Consider the following 15,189-nt stretch of genomic DNA (forward strand, 5'->3'; position numbering starts at 1 on the left):
GCCTCAGAAGAGCGGCATGGTCTCGTCCGGCGTGGAGCCCGCCGTGTCCCTCGCCCCCAGCTCCAGCTGCCAGGCCGTCGCGTGGGCGAGGGGGAGGTGGGTGGCCGAACCGGTGCACAGGAGCAGGGACTTGCGTTCCCGCTTGTGGTCGACGACCGCGCCGTGGCCCAGCCTCTTCGTTGGCATCAGGGCGACGGTACGGCCGCAGACGGGGCAGGCGGCTCGGGGCATCGGCATGGGCATGCGCCCAAGGATGGCGTACGGGACTGACAACGCCGGCCGTCACTCCTCCAACGAGCGGGCCGCCACCCTGCGCACATGCCCCGCGAAGACCTCCGGTGCGTCCGGGTTCAGGGTGCGCAGGGCCACCATCGCCGTGATGATCACGTCGCACAGCTCCGACTCGACGTCCTGCCAGGTGTGGCTCGTGCCCTTGCGCGGATTCTGCCCCGTAGCCCCGATCACCGCCTCCGCCACCTCCCCGACCTCCTCGGAGAGCTTCAGAACGCGCATCAGGACGTCCTGTTCCGGCGGCAGGGTGTGGTGGTCCGAGATCCAGGAGGCGAGGCGGGCGATCGTGCGCCAGGGGTCGTCCATGAGGTCGGTCATGGGACCGAAGCCTGCCAGCTCCGCCAGGTGGCCGAGTCCCCGTACCGACGCGCGTCACACCTCCGGCCCGGGTCCGTGGTGGGCGGGGGTGGGCGGTGTACCGGTAGGCGCATGACGATTCCTGTCGACAAGATCAGCGACCCCGCCGTGCGTGCCTTCGTCGCTGCCCTCAACGCCAATGACCAGCAGGCCTTCCAGGCGGCCCTCACGCCTGGAGCCACCATGTCCGACGACGGGTCCGACCGGGACCTCGACGAGTGGACCGAGAAGGAGATCTTCTCCTCGCGCGGTCACATGGAGATCGAGTCCGAGAAGGACGGTGGGCGTTCCCTCGTCGCCCGGTTCCGCAATGACACCTGGGGTGAGATGCGGACCAAGTGGCACTTCTCGGTCGAGGGCGGGAAGGTCGCCCGCTTCGAGACCGGGCAGGCCTAGGCCGGGCAGGCCTAAGCCGCCGTCGGGGGTGGGGGCGGAAGCCCCCTACCCCCGGCCGGGTGGGGGGCGGAAGCCCCTACCCCCGGCCGATGTACGGCATCGTCGTCGCCATCACCGTCGCGAACTGGATGTTCGCCTCCAGCGGCAGGGCCGCCATGTGGACGACCGTCGCCGCCACGTCCGCCGCGTCCATCACCGGTTCCGGGGCCAGTTGGCCGTTCGCCTGCAGGATGCCCGTCTGCATCCGGGCCGTCATGTCCGTCGCCGCGTTCCCGATGTCGATCTGGCCGCAGGCGATCCGGTACGGGCGGCCGTCCAGCGACAGGGACTTCGTCAGGCCCGTCATCGCGTGCTTCGTCGCCGTGTACGCGATCGAGTGCGGGCGCGGTACGTGCGCCGAGATCGAGCCGTTGTTGATGATCCGGCCGCCCTGCGGCGACTGCTCCTTCATCGTCCGGAAGGCCGCCTGCGCGCACAGGAACGCGCCCGTCAGGTTGACGTCGACGACCGAGCGCCAGGTCTCGTAGGCCAGCTCCTCCACCGGGGTCCCGCCGCCCGCGAACGTGCCCGCGTTGTTGAACAGCAGGTCGACCCGGCCCCACCGCTCCCGTACCGAGTCGAAGAGCGCCCCCACCGCCTCCGGGGACGTCACGTCCGTCGGGACGCAGACGACGTCCGGGGAGGGGGACAGCGCTGCCGTCTCCTCCAGGGGCTCCCGCCTGCGGCCCGCAAGCGCCACCTGCCAGCCCGCCCCGGCCAGGGCAAGGGCCACACCCCGGCCGATGCCCGAACCCGCTCCCGTCACCACCGCGACCCGCGACTCAGTGCTCATGGGCGCGCAGCGTACGGGAGATCGGTGCACAGGGAACTCATCCGTCCGACACGCGGATGTTCTGTACCCGACAACCCAGGGACGTCCCGCGCCACTCCAATGCCTCACGGACAACATCCGTCAGGGGAGGGGCACATGACGTACCCGCAGGAATCCGCAGCCGACCGGTCCGCCCACACCGACGAACTCCGCGCCGCCGCCCGCCACTTCGAGGGCGCCACCCGCCGCCGTTTCCTCACCGCCACCGGCGCCGCCGCCGCGCTCGCCTTCGCCGTCCAGCTGCCGGCCGCCGGCGCCGCGAGCGCCGCCGAGCTGAACCCGCGCCGGATCACCGAGAACCCGTTCACCCTGGGAGTGGCGTCCGGTGACCCGCTCCCCGGCTCCGTGCTCCTGTGGACCCGGCTCGCGCCCCGCCCCTTCGAGCCCGACGCCGGACTGCCCCGCACCCGGGTCGCCGTCCGCTGGGAGCTCGCCCACGACGAGCGCTTCACCCGGGTCGTACGGCGCGGCAGCGTCACCGCCCACCCCGAGTTCCAGCACAGCGTCCACGTCCCCGTCGACCGCCTCGGCGCGGACCGCGTGTACTACTACCGGTTCCTCGTCGGCGACTGGGCCAGCCCCGTCGGCCGCACCCGTACCGCGCCCGCGCCCAGCACCCGAATAACCGAGCTCAAGATCGCCGCCGTCTCCTGCCAGGCGTACCACGACGGCTACTTCACCGCCTACCGGCACCTCGCCCAGGAGGACGTCGACGTCGTCTTCCACCTCGGCGACTACCTCTACGAGTACGCCGTCAACGCCACCGGCGGCGCCCGCGCCTACACCGACCGCCGGCTCCCCGCCGTCTTCAACCGGGAGACGATCACCCTGGAGGACTACCGGCTGCGGTACGCCCTCTACAAGTCGGACCCCGACCTCATGGCCGCCCACGCCGCGCATCCCTTCGCCGTCACCTGGGACGACCACGAGACCGAGAACAACTACGCGGGCGGCACCCCCGAGAACGACGTGCCGCCGGAGGAGTTCCTGATCCGCCGCGCCGCCGCCTACCGCGCCTACTGGGAGAACCAGCCGCTCCGCAGGCCCCAGCAGCCCCAGGGGGCCGACATGCGGCTCTACCGGCGGCTCCGCTTCGGGCGGCTCGCCCAGTTCGACATCCTCGACACCCGCCAGTACCGCTCCGACCAGGCGTACGGCGACGGCTGGCGGGTTCCGGGGCCCGAGTCCGAGGACCCGAGCCGCACCATGACCGGCGCCACGCAGGAACGCTGGCTGCTCGACGGCTGGCGCGCCTCGCGCGCGCTCTGGAACGTCGTCCCGCAGCAGGTCGTCTTCGCCGAGCGGCGCGACGTGCCGACCGACGCCTTCAAGCTCTCCATGGACTCCTGGGACGGCTACCCGGCCTCCCGGCAGCGCATCCTGGACGGCGCGACGGCGGCCGGCGTCGAGAACCTGATGGTCCTCACCGGCGACGTCCACGTCGGCTACGGCCTCGACATCAAGGCCGACCACCGCGACCCCGCCTCCCGCACCCTCGGCACCGAGATCGTCGCCACCTCGATCGCCAGCGGCAAGGACGGCGCCGACCGGCCCGCCAACTACGACAACCTCACGGCCGCCAACCCGCACCTGAAGTTCTACAACGGGCGGCGCGGCTATGTGACGGTCGCGCTCGGGCAGGACAGCGCCCGCGCCGACTTCCGTACGGTCTCGGCCGTGACGACCCCGGGCGCCCCGGTCACCACGGCCGGCTCCTTCGTCACGGAGGCGGGGAACCCCGGGCTCAAGCCCGCATAGCGAGCTCCTGGGGGTAGCGGACGCCGACGCGGGCCCGTACCGCGTCGAGCGTCCGCATCACCGCCAGCGATCCGTCCAGCGGTACGAGCGGGGACTCCGTCAGGCCCTCGCGCAGGCAGCGCACGACCTCCTCCGCCTCCGGGCGGAGGGACTGCCGGTCGCCGTCGAGCACGAACTCCTCCGGCTCCCGGCCGGGCCGCCGCAGCGTGAAGCGGTCCGGGAAGAAGAAGCCGTGCGGGAGGTCGATCCGGCCCGCCGAGCCCGTCACGGACGCCGTCATCGGGGTGTCCGCCACCACCGAGCACGACAGCAGGGCCGAGGCCCCGGACGACCAGCCGAGGAGCATCCCCGTGTTCAGGTCCACGCCCTCGGGCGAAAGGAGCGCGTGCGCCTGGACCGTGTCGGGCTCGCCGAGCAGCAGCTGGGCGAAGGAGACCGGGTAGACGCCGAGGTCCAGGAGCGCCCCGCCGCCGACCGCCGGGTCGCGCAGCCGGTGGTCGGCGGCGAACGGGCCGGCCAGACCGAAGTCCGCCTGGACGGTCCTCACCTCACCGATCGCCCCGTCCCGTACCAGCTCCGCGATCCGCCGGATCAGCGGGTTGCAGTACATCCACATGGCCTCCATCAGGAAGAGACCACGGTCCCGGGCGAGCGCGACCAACTCCTCTGCCTCGCCGGCGTTCAGGGTGAGAGCCTTCTCGCAGAGGACCGCCTTGCCCGCCTCCAGGGCGAGCCCGGCGGCCTCCCGGTGCGCGTGGTGCGGGGTCGCCACGTACACCACGTCGACGTCCGGGTCGGCGGCGAGCGCGGACCACTCCCCGTACGCCTTCGGTATCCCGAACCGGTCCGCGAAGGCCCGCGCCGACGCCTCCGTACGGGAGGCCACGGCCACCACCTCCGCGCCGTCCGTCGCGCGCAGCTCGTCGGCGAACTTCGCCGCGATCCCGCCCGTCGCGAGGACGCCCCACCGCACGGTCTTTTCCATGCCCGACCCCATGCCCGACCCCATGCCCGACCCCATGCCCCACCTCAGAAAGGTCTCGACCTGTCCCGACGAGCTGAGAGCATAGGGAAAGTTTCAACGAAATGGAGCAGTCGATGCCGGAGAGCGGCCAGCCCACGAAGCAAGCCACGCAAGGACACATATCCGCCGGTTCCGCCGCCCCCGCGCGGCGCGCGAGCCTGCTCGTCACGCTCGTGCTCGGCGGTCTCACCGCGCTCCCGCCGCTCTCCATGGACATGTACCTGCCGGCGCTGCCGGAGGTCACCCAGATGCTCCGCTCGCCCGCCGCGACCGTCCAGCTGACCCTGACCGCCTGCCTCGCCGGCATGGCGCTCGGCCAGCTCGTCGTCGGCCCGATGAGCGACAAGTGGGGGCGCCGCCGTCCGCTGCTCATCGGCATGCTCGTGTACGTCGCCGCCACCGCGGTCTGCGCCTTCGCGCCCACCGTCGAGCTGCTCATCGGCTTCCGGCTGCTCCAGGGCCTGGCGGGCGCGGCGGGCATCGTCATCGCCCGGGCCGTCGTCCGCGATCTGTACGACGGCGTCGAGATGGCCCGGTTCTTCTCCACCCTGATGCTGATCTCCGGCGTCGCCCCGATCATCGCCCCGCTCATCGGCGGCCAGATCCTGCGGATCACCGACTGGCGGGGCGTCTTCTACGTCCTCGCCGTCATCGGCGTCCTGCTGACCCTGGTGGTCTGGAAGTGGCTGGGCGAGACGCTGCCGCCCGAGCGGCGCCACGAAGGCGGCGTGGGCGAGGCGCTGCGCACCATGCGCGGGCTGCTCGCGGACCGGGTCTTCACCGGCTACATGCTGGCCGGCGGCCTCGGCTTCGCCGCGCTCTTCGCGTACATCAGCGCTTCGCCGTTCGTGGTCCAGGAGATCTACGGCGCCTCACCCCAGACCTTCAGCCTGCTCTTCGGCCTCAACTCCATCGGTCTCGTCGCCGTCGGCCAGATCAACGGCAAGCTGCTCGTCGGCCGGGTCAGTCTGGACAAGGCCCTGGGCTGGGGGCTCGGTGTGATCGTGCTCGCCGCGGCGGCGCTGCTCGTCATGACGAGCGGGGTCTTCGGGAAGCCCTCGCTCGGCGCCGTCGCCGCCGGTCTGTTCGTCCTGATGTCGGCGATGGGTCTCGTCCTGCCCAACACCAACGCGCAGGCGCTGATGCGCACCCCGTACGCGGCGGGCTCGGCCTCCGCGCTCCTCGGCACCTCGTCCTTCCTGATCGGCGCGATCGCCTCCCCGCTCGTCGGCATCGCCGGCGAGGCGACGGCCGTGCCGATGGCCGTCGTCCAGCTGGTCTGCGCGGCCGGAGCGCTCGCCTGCTTCCTCGGCCTGTGCCGGCCCTGGCGCTCCCAGCCGACGGCCTAGCGCTCCCACCGACCGCCTAAAATGTGGAGGTGAACGCCTCCCCCTCCCTCGCTTCCGGTGACGCGCTGCGTGCCGCGCTCGCCGGGCTGCTCGACGGGCTGCCGCCGCGCCAGGCGACCCAGGCCGTCGACCGGCTGATCGCCAACTACCGGGGGACCACCCCGACCGATGCCCCGGTCCTCCGCGACCGCTCCGACGTCGCCGCGTACGCCGCGTACCGGATGCCGGCGACGTTCGAGGCGGTACGCGCGACCCTCGACGCCCTGCGGGGCGCGGCGCCCGCGTGGGAGCCGGCCACGCACACCGACGTCGGCGGCGGCACCGGAGCGGCGAGCTGGGCGGTCGCGGAGGCCTGGGACGGCGCCCCGCGCACCACCGTCCTCGACTGGGCGGAGCCCGCCCTCGCCCTCGGCGAGGAGCTGGCCGGCGGGGTCTTCGACGCCGAGTGGCGCCGCGCCCGGATCGGCGGGGCCCTGCGGCTCGACGCGACGGACCTGGTGACCGTCTCGTACGTCCTGAAGGAGCTGACCGAGGCCGACCGGACGGCGCTCGTGACCGAGGCCGCGCGGGTCGCGCAGGCGGTCGTGATCGTCGAGCCCGGCACCCCCGACGGCTACGAGCGGATCATCGCCGCGCGCTCCCTCCTCGTGGAGGCGGGGTTCACCGTCGCCGCGCCGTGCCCGCACAGCGGGGCCTGCCCGATCGAGCCGGGCAAGGACTGGTGCCACTTCGCGGCCCGGGTGAGCAGGTCCTCGCTGCACCGGAAGGTGAAGGGCGGTTCGCTGCCGTACGAGGACGAGAAGTTCGCCTACGTGGCGGCGACCCGGTTCCCCGTCGCCCCGGTGGCCTCGCGGGTGACCCGGAGGCCGCAGATCCGCAAGGGCCAGGTGCTGCTCGAGCTCTGCGGCCCCGAGGAGACCGGGCTGACCCGCGAGACGGTCACGAAGCGCCACGGGACGCTCTACAAGGCCGCCCGGGACGTCGAGTGGGGCGACCCCTGGCCCCCGGAGTAGCGGGCGAGGGGCCGAGGGGTCGCCCGGCGGCTCAGGGGCGCAGCTCCTGGGTGCAGCACTTCACGCTGCCGCCGCCCTTGAGCAGCTCCGACAGGTCCATGCCCAGGGGCTCGAAGCCGCGGTCACGGAGCGGTTCGAAGAGCCCCACCGCCGCCTGGGGCAGCAGCACGTGGTGGCCGTCGCTCACCGCGTTCAGGCCGAGCACCGCCGCGTCCCGCTCGGTCGCGAGCAGGGCGTCCGGGTAGAGCCGGGACAGCACCTCCTGGCTGCCGGGGGAGAAGGCGCCGGGGTAGTACATGACCTCGTCGGCCTCCGCGTCCAGGACGCACAGGGCCGTGTCCAGGTGGTAGTAGCGCGGGTCCACGAGCTCCAGGCCGACCACCGGGCGCCCGAAGAACTCCTGCGCCTCCAGGTGCGAGAGCGGCGTGGAGCGGAAGCCCCGGCCGGCCAGGATCCACGACGAGGTGACCGCGAAGTCGCCCTCGGCCTCGTTCACGTGCTCCGGTACCCGCACCTCGGTGTAGCCGTTGGCGCGGAACCAGTCCAGGTGCGCGGCCTCCTCCTCCGTACGCTGCGCGTGGGCGAACCGGGCGCCGAGCACCCGGCCGTCCACGACGGTCGCGCCGTTGGCGGTGAAGACCATGTCCGGCAGGCCGGGGAGCGGGTCGAGCAGTTCCACGGTGTGGCCGAGGGCGCGGTAGCGGGCCGTCAGGTCCTCCCACTGGGCGAGGGCGAGCGGCAGGTCGACCGGTTTCGTGGGGTCCATCCAGGGGTTGATGGAGTACGTCACCTCGAAGTGCGTGGGTGGGCACATGAGGTAGCGGCGGGGCGAGGCCTCGCGCGGGGTCTGGCGCAATGAGAGCTCCTCACGGACGGAGAATCAGTCGTCGGACGAGCTTATGGTCCGCCCTCGACCCGGCTGGGCGCAGTGAACCGATCGGGTGGTTCCGCCGAATATCAGGGGGGAACAGTTGGGCGAGACGCATCGTCTCGTCGGCTGGTAGGTTGGAGCCATGCCCGACTCCAAGAGCACCGACTCCAAGAGCACCGAGACCAAGAGCAAGGCCCCCGACGCCTCACGGCGCAGTGAGCGCTCCCGCCGCGCCATCTTCGACGCCGCCCTCGCCCTCGTCTCCGAGACGGGCTACGCCAAGACGACCGTCGAGGGCATCGCCGCCCGCGCCGGCGTCGGCAAGCAGACCATCTACCGCTGGTGGCCCTCCAAGGCCGCCGTCCTCCTCGACGCCTTCCTGGACCTCGCCGCCCAGGCGAACGAGGCCCTCGGCGGAGACGCCGACAGTGAGATCCCCGACACCGGCGACCTCGCCGCCGACCTGAAGTACGTGCTCCGCGCCACCGTCGACGAGCTGAACAACCCCACCTACGACGCCCCCTCCCGCGCCCTCGCCGCCGAGGGCGTCGTGAACCCCGAGCTCGGCGCCCAGTTCGTCGAGAAACTCCTGGAACCCCAGCTCCAGTACTACGTACGCCGCCTCCAGGCCGCCCAGGCCGCCGGGGACATCGACCCGGACGTCGACCCCCGCGTCGCCCTCGAACTCCTCGTCGGGCCCCTGAACCACCGCTGGCTCCACCGCACCCTGCCGCTCACCCACGCCTACGCCGACACCCTCGTCGACTACGCGCTGCGCGGGATCGCGCCCAGGGCGTAACCCCGTTACGTACCCCGGTTGGGGACTCCGGTCACCTGAAGCACGGGAAGATGCGACGATGGGCAGAGCCGAACGGGCGAGTAACAGGCGAGCGCAGGTGTGAGGGGATAGATGGGCGACGGTATCGGCCGCTACCGCGGCACGGAGAGCAGATTCGCGCAGTGGCTGCGCAGGCGCCCGAAACGCACCGCGGCCGAGGACGAGAACCGCCGCGAGACCCTGCTCCTGGACGTCGCCGCTGCCGGACTGCCCCTCGCCCCCGCCGCGTACCCCGTCGGATACCGCTGCTCCTGCGAGCGCATCGGCTGTCCCACCCCCGCCCGGCACCCCGTCTCCTTCGCCTGGCAGACGCAGTCGACCACCGACCGTGCCCAGATCGAGCGCTGGGCCCGCAACGAGCCCGAGGCGAACTTCGTCACGGCCACCGGCATGGTCCACGACGTCCTCGACGTACCGCTCGCCGCCGGCCGGGCCGCCCTGGAGCGGCTCCTCGACCAGGGCGTGGAGGTCGGGCCCGTCGCCGAGTCCGCCGAGAGCGCGGGCGACGGCGGCCGGATGCTCTTCTTCACCGCCACCCGCGGCACCCCCGAGGACGAGGACGAGTGGTGGCCCTGCGAGCTGGACTGCCATCCGGAGACCATGGACGAGCACCCGGGGCTCCGCTGGCACTGTCGCGGCAGCTATGTCCTCGTACCGCCGGCCCGGCTCATCGGTGACGAGGACGAGCAGCCGTCGGTCGCCTGGGTCCGCGGCCCCGAGCACGCCCTGCCGGACCCGCTGAACCTCCTGGAGACCCTGACCGACGCCTGCGCCCGCCACGCGGCCGAGCGCGGCGACCAGCACGCCGAACCCGCGGTCGCCTGGCCGCTGGGCCGCCGCTGACGCCGGACCGCTGAGGGACGGAGCCGACGGGGCGGGGCCGGGGTTACGAGCCCTTCGCCGCCGTGACGCCCTGGAGCCGGTTCGTGATCGTGACCGCGCCGTCGGTCGTGCCCGCGGGCTTCACCAGGACCGACTGGCTCGACACCCACTCCTTCGTGACGGTGTTCTTCACCTCGCCCGTCATCAGCGCCTTCACCTCGTCGCCGACCTTCGGCCGGTACCCCTGGGCCGCCGTCTGCCGCTCGAAGTAGCGCGTCGCGAAGAAGACGAGCGCCCCGCCGTCCTCGGTCGCGAGAGCCAGCGGCGTGAAGTCGCCGGTGTCCGTGGGCTGGTCGACGTACTGCGTCGCCATGCCGACCCGCTTCGCCTCCTTCTGCCGCTGCTCCCGCCAGCCCGTGGTGTACGGACCGGCCGCGAACGGGCCCTGCTCCCCGCCCCCGAGGAACGTGGCGTAGCTCCGGCCCAGGTCCTTGGGCGCCAGCGCGAGGCCGGTCGCGTCCGGGGCGACCGGGACCGCGAACCCGCCGTCCGTCTTGAACACGGGGCGCTCGTCCGGGGTCAGGATCGTCAGATAGGCGGCTTCCCACAGCTGGTCGGGGCCGTTGCGCACGAAGGCGACGAGCCAGCGGTTGCCGCTGTTGTCCGTACCGGTGTCCCGGTTGGAGTCGGCGTCCGCGACGAACCAGCGCGGCCAGCCCGCCTTCTTCGGCACGACGAACTTCGCGTCGGTGAGCTCCAGCGGCTGGTGCTCCGGGTTGCCGTCGGGCTGGGTGACCGAACGGGCCTTCATCGCGGCCTGGTTGATCGCGCCGAACGCACCGGTGACCCGGTCCGCGTCGAGCTTCGGATCGTGTTCCTTGTCGGCCTTGTTGTACGCCGCGATGAAGTCCTTGAGGGCCTGCGCGGCCTCGGTCTGCGTCGCGGCCGGTACGACCTCACGCTCGCCGTGCACCGTCACGCAGCCGCTCGCCGTCAGCGCCAGCGCGCCCGCCAACGCCGTCGCCACGAGAACCCTCGACGGTCGCCCCAGCTCAGTGCGTGCCCTCGACGGGCGCCTCGGCCTTCTCATCGGTCGCCTTCTGCTTCTCCACGGGCACGGACGGACCCGACCCTACCGGGGCCAGGAAGAGCGCGAGCGTCGGGATCAGATAGAGCGCCCACACCGTGACCTGAAGAACCGTCGGGTCCGGCTGGAAGTTGAAGACGCCCTTGAGGAGCGTCCCGTACCAGCTGTCCGGCGGGATCGTCGCCGAGATGTCGAAGGCCTTGTCGGCCAGACCGTCCAGGAAACGGGCCTCCTGGAGGTCGTGCACGCCGTACGCGAGGACACCGGCCGCCACCACGACCAGCATGCCGCCGGTCCAGGTGAAGAACTTCGCCAGGTTGATCCGCAGCGCGCCGCGGTAGAACAGCCAGCCGAGGAGCACCGCCGTGGCGATGCCGAGCAGCACCCCGATCAGCGGCGCCGACGTGCCGTCCGACGAGGCCCGAACCGACGCCCAGACGAAGAGCGCCGTCTCCAGGCCCTCGCGGCCCACCGCCAGGAACGCGGTCGCGACCAGGGCGCCGGTGCCCATCCGGAGCGCCTGGTCCAACTTGCCGTGCAGCTCCGCCTTCAGATGCCGGGCCGTGCGCCGCATCCAGAACACCATCCAGGTGACCAGGGCCACCGCCAGGATGGAGAGCGAGCCGCCCAGCAGCTCCTGCGCCTCGAACGTCAGCTCCTGCGAGCCGAACTCGAGCCCGGCGCCGAAGGCGAGCGCGATCCCGACCGCCACCCCGATGCCGATCCAGATCGGCCGCAGGGCGTCGCGGCGCCCGGTCTTCACCAGGTACGCGATGAGGATGCAGACGACCAGACTGGCTTCGAGGCCCTCGCGCAGCCCGATCAGATAATTGCCGAACACGTCGGTCCCTTCCCGTTCAGGAGAACAGCGCCCGGCCCCACCAGTCGCCCGTGTCCCGGACGCCCGGCGGGACGGCGAAGAGCGCCGAACCCACGTGCTGGATGTACTCGTTGAGGACGTCCGCGCGGGCCAGCGAGGTCTGCACCGGGATGAAGCCGGTACGGACGTCCCGCTGGTACGCGAGGAAGAACAGGCCCGCCTCCAGACGGCCCAGGCCGTCGGTGCCGTCCGTGAAGGAGTAGCCGCGGCGCAGGATCGTCGCCCCGTTGTTGGAGTCCGGGTGCGCGAGCCGCACATGGGCCTCCGGCTTCATCGCCTTCAGGAACGGCTCGTCGTGCTCCTTGGCCTTGCCGACCGGCGCGCCCTCCTTCTTGTCGCGGCCGAAGATGTCCTCCTGCTCGGCCAGCGGAGTGCGGTCCCAGGTCTCGACGTTCATCCGGATCCGGCGGGCGACCAGGTACGAGCCGCCCGTCATCCAGGCGGCCCCGGCCGGGGCGTCCTTGGCGGGGACCCACACGTGCTTGTCCAGGCCCGCGGTGTCGGTGCCCGCGATGTTGCGGGTGCCGTCCTTGAAGCCGAACAGGTTGCGCGGGGTCTGCGCGTCGGGCGTGGTGGAGGACGTCTTGCCGAAGCCGAGCTGCGACCAGCGGACCGCGACCTTGCCGAAGCCGATCCTGGCCAGGTTGCGGATCGCGTGCACGGCCACCTGCGGATCGTCCGCGCAGGCCTGCACGCAGAGGTCGCCGCCGCTGCGCGCCGGGTCCAGGTTGTCGCCGGGGAACTTGGGCAGGTCGACCAGGGCCCCCGGCCGCCGGTCCGCGAGGCCGAAGCGGCCGTCGAACAGGGAGGGCCCGAAGCCGATGGTGAGCGTGAGCCGGGACGGCTTGAGGCCGAGGGCCTCGCCCGTGTCGTCCGGCGGGGCCTCCGGCAAACCGCCGTACGCGCCCTCGCCGACCTCGCGACCGGCCGTCATCCGCTCGGCGGCGCGAGTCCAGTCCTTCAGGAGCTGGACGAGCTCGGCACGGTCCGTCGTCTTCACGTCGAACGCGGCGAAGTGCAGCCGGTCCTGGACGGCCGTGGCGATACCGGCCTGGTGGGCCCCGTGGAAGGGGACGGCCGAGCCGCTGTCGGAGGCGGGCACGGGGGTGTCCCCGGGCCGGCCGAGGGCGACGGCCCCGCCGGCCGCGGCGGCGCCGAGCGCGAGCCCGGCACCGCCCCAGCCGAGGACGGTGCGCCGTGAGGTCGCGGGACCGTCGCCCGCCGCCTCTATGGCCTCGTTCGTTTCGGACATGTCCGTGTCCTCCGCTCCTTCTACTTCACGACCGCGGCGGCGAGCTTGGAGAGCGGCTCGGCCAGCGCGTTGACGCCGTCCGACAGCTCCTTGCGCTCCGCCTTGCCGACCTTGTCGTACGAGGTGAAGACGTAACCGGTCTTGTCCGTGCGGTACTTGTCGAGGAGCGTGTTCAGCGCCGCGAACTGCTTGTCGAGTTCGGCGACGAGCGTCGGGTCGTTCTTCGAGGCGACCGGCTTGAGCAGGTCGAAGGACTTCTGCGCGCCCTCGACGTTCGCCTTGAAGTCGACGAGGTCGGTGTGGGAGTAACGCTCCTCCTCGCCCGTCACCTTGCCGGTGGCGACCTCGTCGAGGAGCTCCTTGGCGCCGTTGGCCATCGAGGTCGGGGTGATGTCGGCCTTGCCGACCCGCTTCACCCAGTCCGCGAGGTCCTTGTCGAGGGTGTCGGCGAGCTCCTTCTCGCGGTCGCCGATCTTCTTGTCCTGCCAGAGCGCCTTCTCCAGGCGGTGCCAGCCGGTCCAGTCCTTCGCCGGGTCCTGGCCGGCCTCCAGGCCGTCCTCGCGGACGTCGACCTTCGGGTCGATGTCGCCGAAGGACTCGGCGACCGGCTCGGTGCGCTCCCAGCCGATACGGGAGTCGGCGTACGCCTTCTTCGCGGCCTCGACGTCACCGGCGCGGACGGCGTCGGTGAAGACCTTCACCTTGGGCAGGGTCTCGTCCGCCTGCGCCTGGACGTACTGGCGGTAGGCGGCCACGGCGGCGTCCATCTCGGGGGAGCGCTTGGCGACCGCCGCGCCACCGGTGACGGTGACCTTCTGGCGGATGCCGTCGCCCTTCATGCCGGGCTTGCACGCGATCTCGTACGCACCGGCCTTGACCTCGGCGGTGACGGTGGCCTTGGTGCCCGGGCCGATGTTCTCGCGCTCGGTCACGATCCGGTCGTCCGGGTACAGGATGTAGACCTCGGTGACCTTCGTGCCCCGGTTCTCGACGGCGAGCTCCACGTGCCCGGCCGGGAACTCCTTCTTCGAGACCTCGCAGGAGTCGTCCTTGGCGACGACCGTGACGGCGCCGTCGTCGCCCTTGGCGTCGCTCTTCTGGGTGCAGCCGGTGACGGCGGTCAGTGCCGCGGCGGTGACCGCGGCGGTGACGACGGAGAGACGGACGGCTCGCATACGGGTGCTCCAGAGGGGATCGTGACGGGGGTGAGGCGGGGTGGGACGGGGTGAGGCGGGCCTAACTTAACCGAGGCTTACCTCAGTCATACCGGGCCGTCCAGTGATTCCGCTCTCACGTTCCCGGTCCGATCGCGACGCGGTCACGGCACGCTCTGCGGCGCACCATGACACGGTCAAGGGCCGGTCAAGGCGCCGGATTTGCCGGTTTCGGGCGCGGGTCCGGTTCCGGCTCCGGGTACGGGTCGCGGTTCGTCCTCGGATCCGGGTGCGGCGCGGCGCGGGACGACGAGGGGGACGCCGGTCCGCGGGTGCGCGAGGACCTCGACCGGCTGTCGGTACACCCGGCTCAGGAGCTCCTCGTCGAAGACCTCGGCCGGGGGTCCGTCGGCGGCGATCCGCCCGGCGTGCAGCACCGCGACCCGGTCCGCGTGCGCGGCGGCGAGGCCGAGGTCGTGCAGGACGACGACCACCGCGACCCCGGCGGCGGCGCGTTCGCGGCAGACCTGGAGCACGAGTTCCTGGTGGCGCAGGTCGAGCGCGGCGGTCGGCTCGTCGAGCAGCAGCAGCGCGGTGCGCTGGGCGAGGACGCGGGCCAGGGCGACCCGGGCGCGTTCACCGCCGGAGAGCGCGGAGAAGGGGCGGTCGGCGAACTCCGCCACCTCCGTGGCCGCCATGGCCTCGGCGACGGCGGCCTCGTCCTCCTCCTCGTAGCCGGTCCCGGCCCAGGGGGCGCGGCCCATTCGGACCACCTCGGCGACCGGGAAGGGGAAGGCGAGCGCGGCCGCCTGCGGCAGCACGGCACGGCGCAGGGCCAGTTCGGGCGCGGACCAGCCGGTGGCGGGCCGGCCGCAGATCCGTACTTCGCCGCCGGCCGGCGCGAGATCGGCGGCCAGCGCACCGAGCAGCGTCGACTTCCCGGCCCCGTTGGGCCCCACCAGGGCCAGCACCTCACCCGCCCGTACGCGCGCGTCCACCCCGCCGAGCACCTCCCGCCCACCGAGCCCGACCCGGAGCCCCCGAGCCTCGGCGACGACGTCACCGGGCGCCGGCGGCACGGGCAGTTCGCGCGTACGGCCCGCGAGACGGAGAAGACCGCTGATCATGCCCAACCACCTTGCCTACGACGAGTCCTGCGCAGCAGCCAACTGTGCTTGCCCGGGGGACAACCCCCGGACCCCCGGCAGGGGGAGGCGCTCGGGGTG

16 protein-coding genes are annotated in these 15,189 nt (G+C 72.4%); 6 read left to right on the forward strand and 10 right to left on the reverse strand.

All coding sequences use genetic code 11. The features are described from left to right. Positions 1 to 3: 3 nt before the first annotated feature. On the reverse strand, positions 4 to 186 hold the full coding sequence (locus ACWCO8_RS29675) for a hypothetical protein (RefSeq protein WP_451034849.1): 183 nt from the start codon (positions 184 to 186) through the stop codon (positions 4 to 6). A gap of 96 nt (positions 187 to 282) precedes the next feature. Next, positions 283 to 609: a MazG-like family protein gene (locus ACWCO8_RS29680; RefSeq protein WP_362016590.1), complete on the reverse strand. Its 327-nt coding sequence runs from the start codon at positions 607 to 609 to the stop codon at positions 283 to 285. A 111-nt stretch (positions 610 to 720) separates the two neighbouring features. Between ACWCO8_RS29680 and ACWCO8_RS29685 the strand changes: the two genes are divergently transcribed. Next, the gene (locus ACWCO8_RS29685; RefSeq protein ID WP_451034850.1) at positions 721 to 1,044 is read left to right on the forward strand and encodes a nuclear transport factor 2 family protein; all 324 of its coding nucleotides are present in this window, start codon (positions 721 to 723) and stop codon (positions 1,042 to 1,044) included. 76 nt (positions 1,045 to 1,120) lie between these two features. Here ACWCO8_RS29685 and ACWCO8_RS29690 read toward each other — a convergent pair whose 3' ends face one another. Further along, a complete protein-coding gene (locus tag ACWCO8_RS29690) occupies positions 1,121 to 1,876 on the reverse strand; it encodes an SDR family oxidoreductase (RefSeq protein WP_451034851.1) in 756 nt (251 codons plus the stop codon). 135 nt (positions 1,877 to 2,011) lie between these two features. On the opposite strand from ACWCO8_RS29690, the gene ACWCO8_RS29695 reads away from it, so the two are divergent. Next, a complete protein-coding gene (locus tag ACWCO8_RS29695; protein WP_451034852.1) occupies positions 2,012 to 3,673 on the forward strand; it encodes an alkaline phosphatase D family protein in 1,662 nt (553 codons plus the stop codon). Here the strand turns inward: ACWCO8_RS29695 and ACWCO8_RS29700 are convergent. Then, complete coding sequence (locus ACWCO8_RS29700) at positions 3,660 to 4,658, reverse strand: Gfo/Idh/MocA family protein (protein WP_451034853.1); 999 nt, start codon at positions 4,656 to 4,658, stop codon at positions 3,660 to 3,662. The genes ACWCO8_RS29695 and ACWCO8_RS29700 overlap by 14 nt on opposite strands. A 113-nt stretch (positions 4,659 to 4,771) precedes the next feature. Here ACWCO8_RS29700 and ACWCO8_RS29705 point away from each other — a divergent pair, with 113 nt between their 5' ends. Next, complete coding sequence (locus ACWCO8_RS29705; RefSeq protein ID WP_451034854.1) at positions 4,772 to 6,046, forward strand: Bcr/CflA family multidrug efflux MFS transporter; 1,275 nt, start codon at positions 4,772 to 4,774, stop codon at positions 6,044 to 6,046. A gap of 29 nt (positions 6,047 to 6,075) precedes the next feature. Further along, positions 6,076 to 7,059: a small ribosomal subunit Rsm22 family protein gene (locus ACWCO8_RS29710; protein WP_451034855.1), complete on the forward strand. Its 984-nt coding sequence runs from the start codon at positions 6,076 to 6,078 to the stop codon at positions 7,057 to 7,059. 31 nt (positions 7,060 to 7,090) lie between these two features. Here ACWCO8_RS29710 and ddaH read toward each other — a convergent pair whose 3' ends face one another. Continuing rightward, positions 7,091 to 7,915 carry a dimethylargininase gene (ddaH, locus tag ACWCO8_RS29715; protein WP_362016603.1) on the reverse strand — a complete coding sequence of 275 codons (825 nt, stop codon included), beginning with the start codon at positions 7,913 to 7,915 and terminating at the stop codon, positions 7,091 to 7,093. A 157-nt stretch (positions 7,916 to 8,072) separates the two neighbouring features. On the opposite strand from ddaH, the gene ACWCO8_RS29720 reads away from it, so the two are divergent. Both ACWCO8_RS29720 and ACWCO8_RS29725 read left to right on the forward strand, forming a co-directional pair. Beyond that, positions 8,073 to 8,729, forward strand: a complete 657-nt coding sequence (locus tag ACWCO8_RS29720; RefSeq protein WP_451034856.1) for a TetR/AcrR family transcriptional regulator — start codon at positions 8,073 to 8,075, stop codon at positions 8,727 to 8,729. A 111-nt stretch (positions 8,730 to 8,840) separates the two neighbouring features. Further along, positions 8,841 to 9,611 carry a bifunctional DNA primase/polymerase gene (locus tag ACWCO8_RS29725; RefSeq protein ID WP_451034857.1) on the forward strand — a complete coding sequence of 257 codons (771 nt, stop codon included), beginning with the start codon at positions 8,841 to 8,843 and terminating at the stop codon, positions 9,609 to 9,611. Between the two features lie 43 nt (positions 9,612 to 9,654). Here ACWCO8_RS29725 and ACWCO8_RS29730 read toward each other — a convergent pair whose 3' ends face one another. The 5 genes from ACWCO8_RS29730 to ACWCO8_RS29750 form a co-directional block, all read right to left on the reverse strand. Then, positions 9,655 to 10,680 carry a hypothetical protein gene (locus ACWCO8_RS29730; protein WP_451034858.1) on the reverse strand — a complete coding sequence of 342 codons (1,026 nt, stop codon included), beginning with the start codon at positions 10,678 to 10,680 and terminating at the stop codon, positions 9,655 to 9,657. Further along, entirely contained in the window at positions 10,643 to 11,518 is an 876-nt protein-coding gene (gene efeU, locus ACWCO8_RS29735) for an iron uptake transporter permease EfeU (protein ID WP_451034859.1), read from the reverse strand. Before efeU ends, ACWCO8_RS29730 begins: the two co-directional genes overlap by 38 nt. Positions 11,519 to 11,534: 16 nt before the next feature. Then, a complete protein-coding gene (efeB, locus tag ACWCO8_RS29740) occupies positions 11,535 to 12,809 on the reverse strand; it encodes an iron uptake transporter deferrochelatase/peroxidase subunit (RefSeq protein WP_451034860.1) in 1,275 nt (424 codons plus the stop codon). A gap of 20 nt (positions 12,810 to 12,829) precedes the next feature. Next, a complete protein-coding gene (gene efeO / locus ACWCO8_RS29745; protein ID WP_451034861.1) occupies positions 12,830 to 13,984 on the reverse strand; it encodes an iron uptake system protein EfeO in 1,155 nt (384 codons plus the stop codon). Between the two features lie 176 nt (positions 13,985 to 14,160). Further along, positions 14,161 to 15,090 carry a heme ABC transporter ATP-binding protein gene (locus ACWCO8_RS29750; protein ID WP_451034862.1) on the reverse strand — a complete coding sequence of 310 codons (930 nt, stop codon included), beginning with the start codon at positions 15,088 to 15,090 and terminating at the stop codon, positions 14,161 to 14,163. Between the last annotated feature and the right edge of the window lie 99 nt (positions 15,091 to 15,189).

Source organism: Streptomyces sp. NPDC001927, assembly GCF_053594455.1.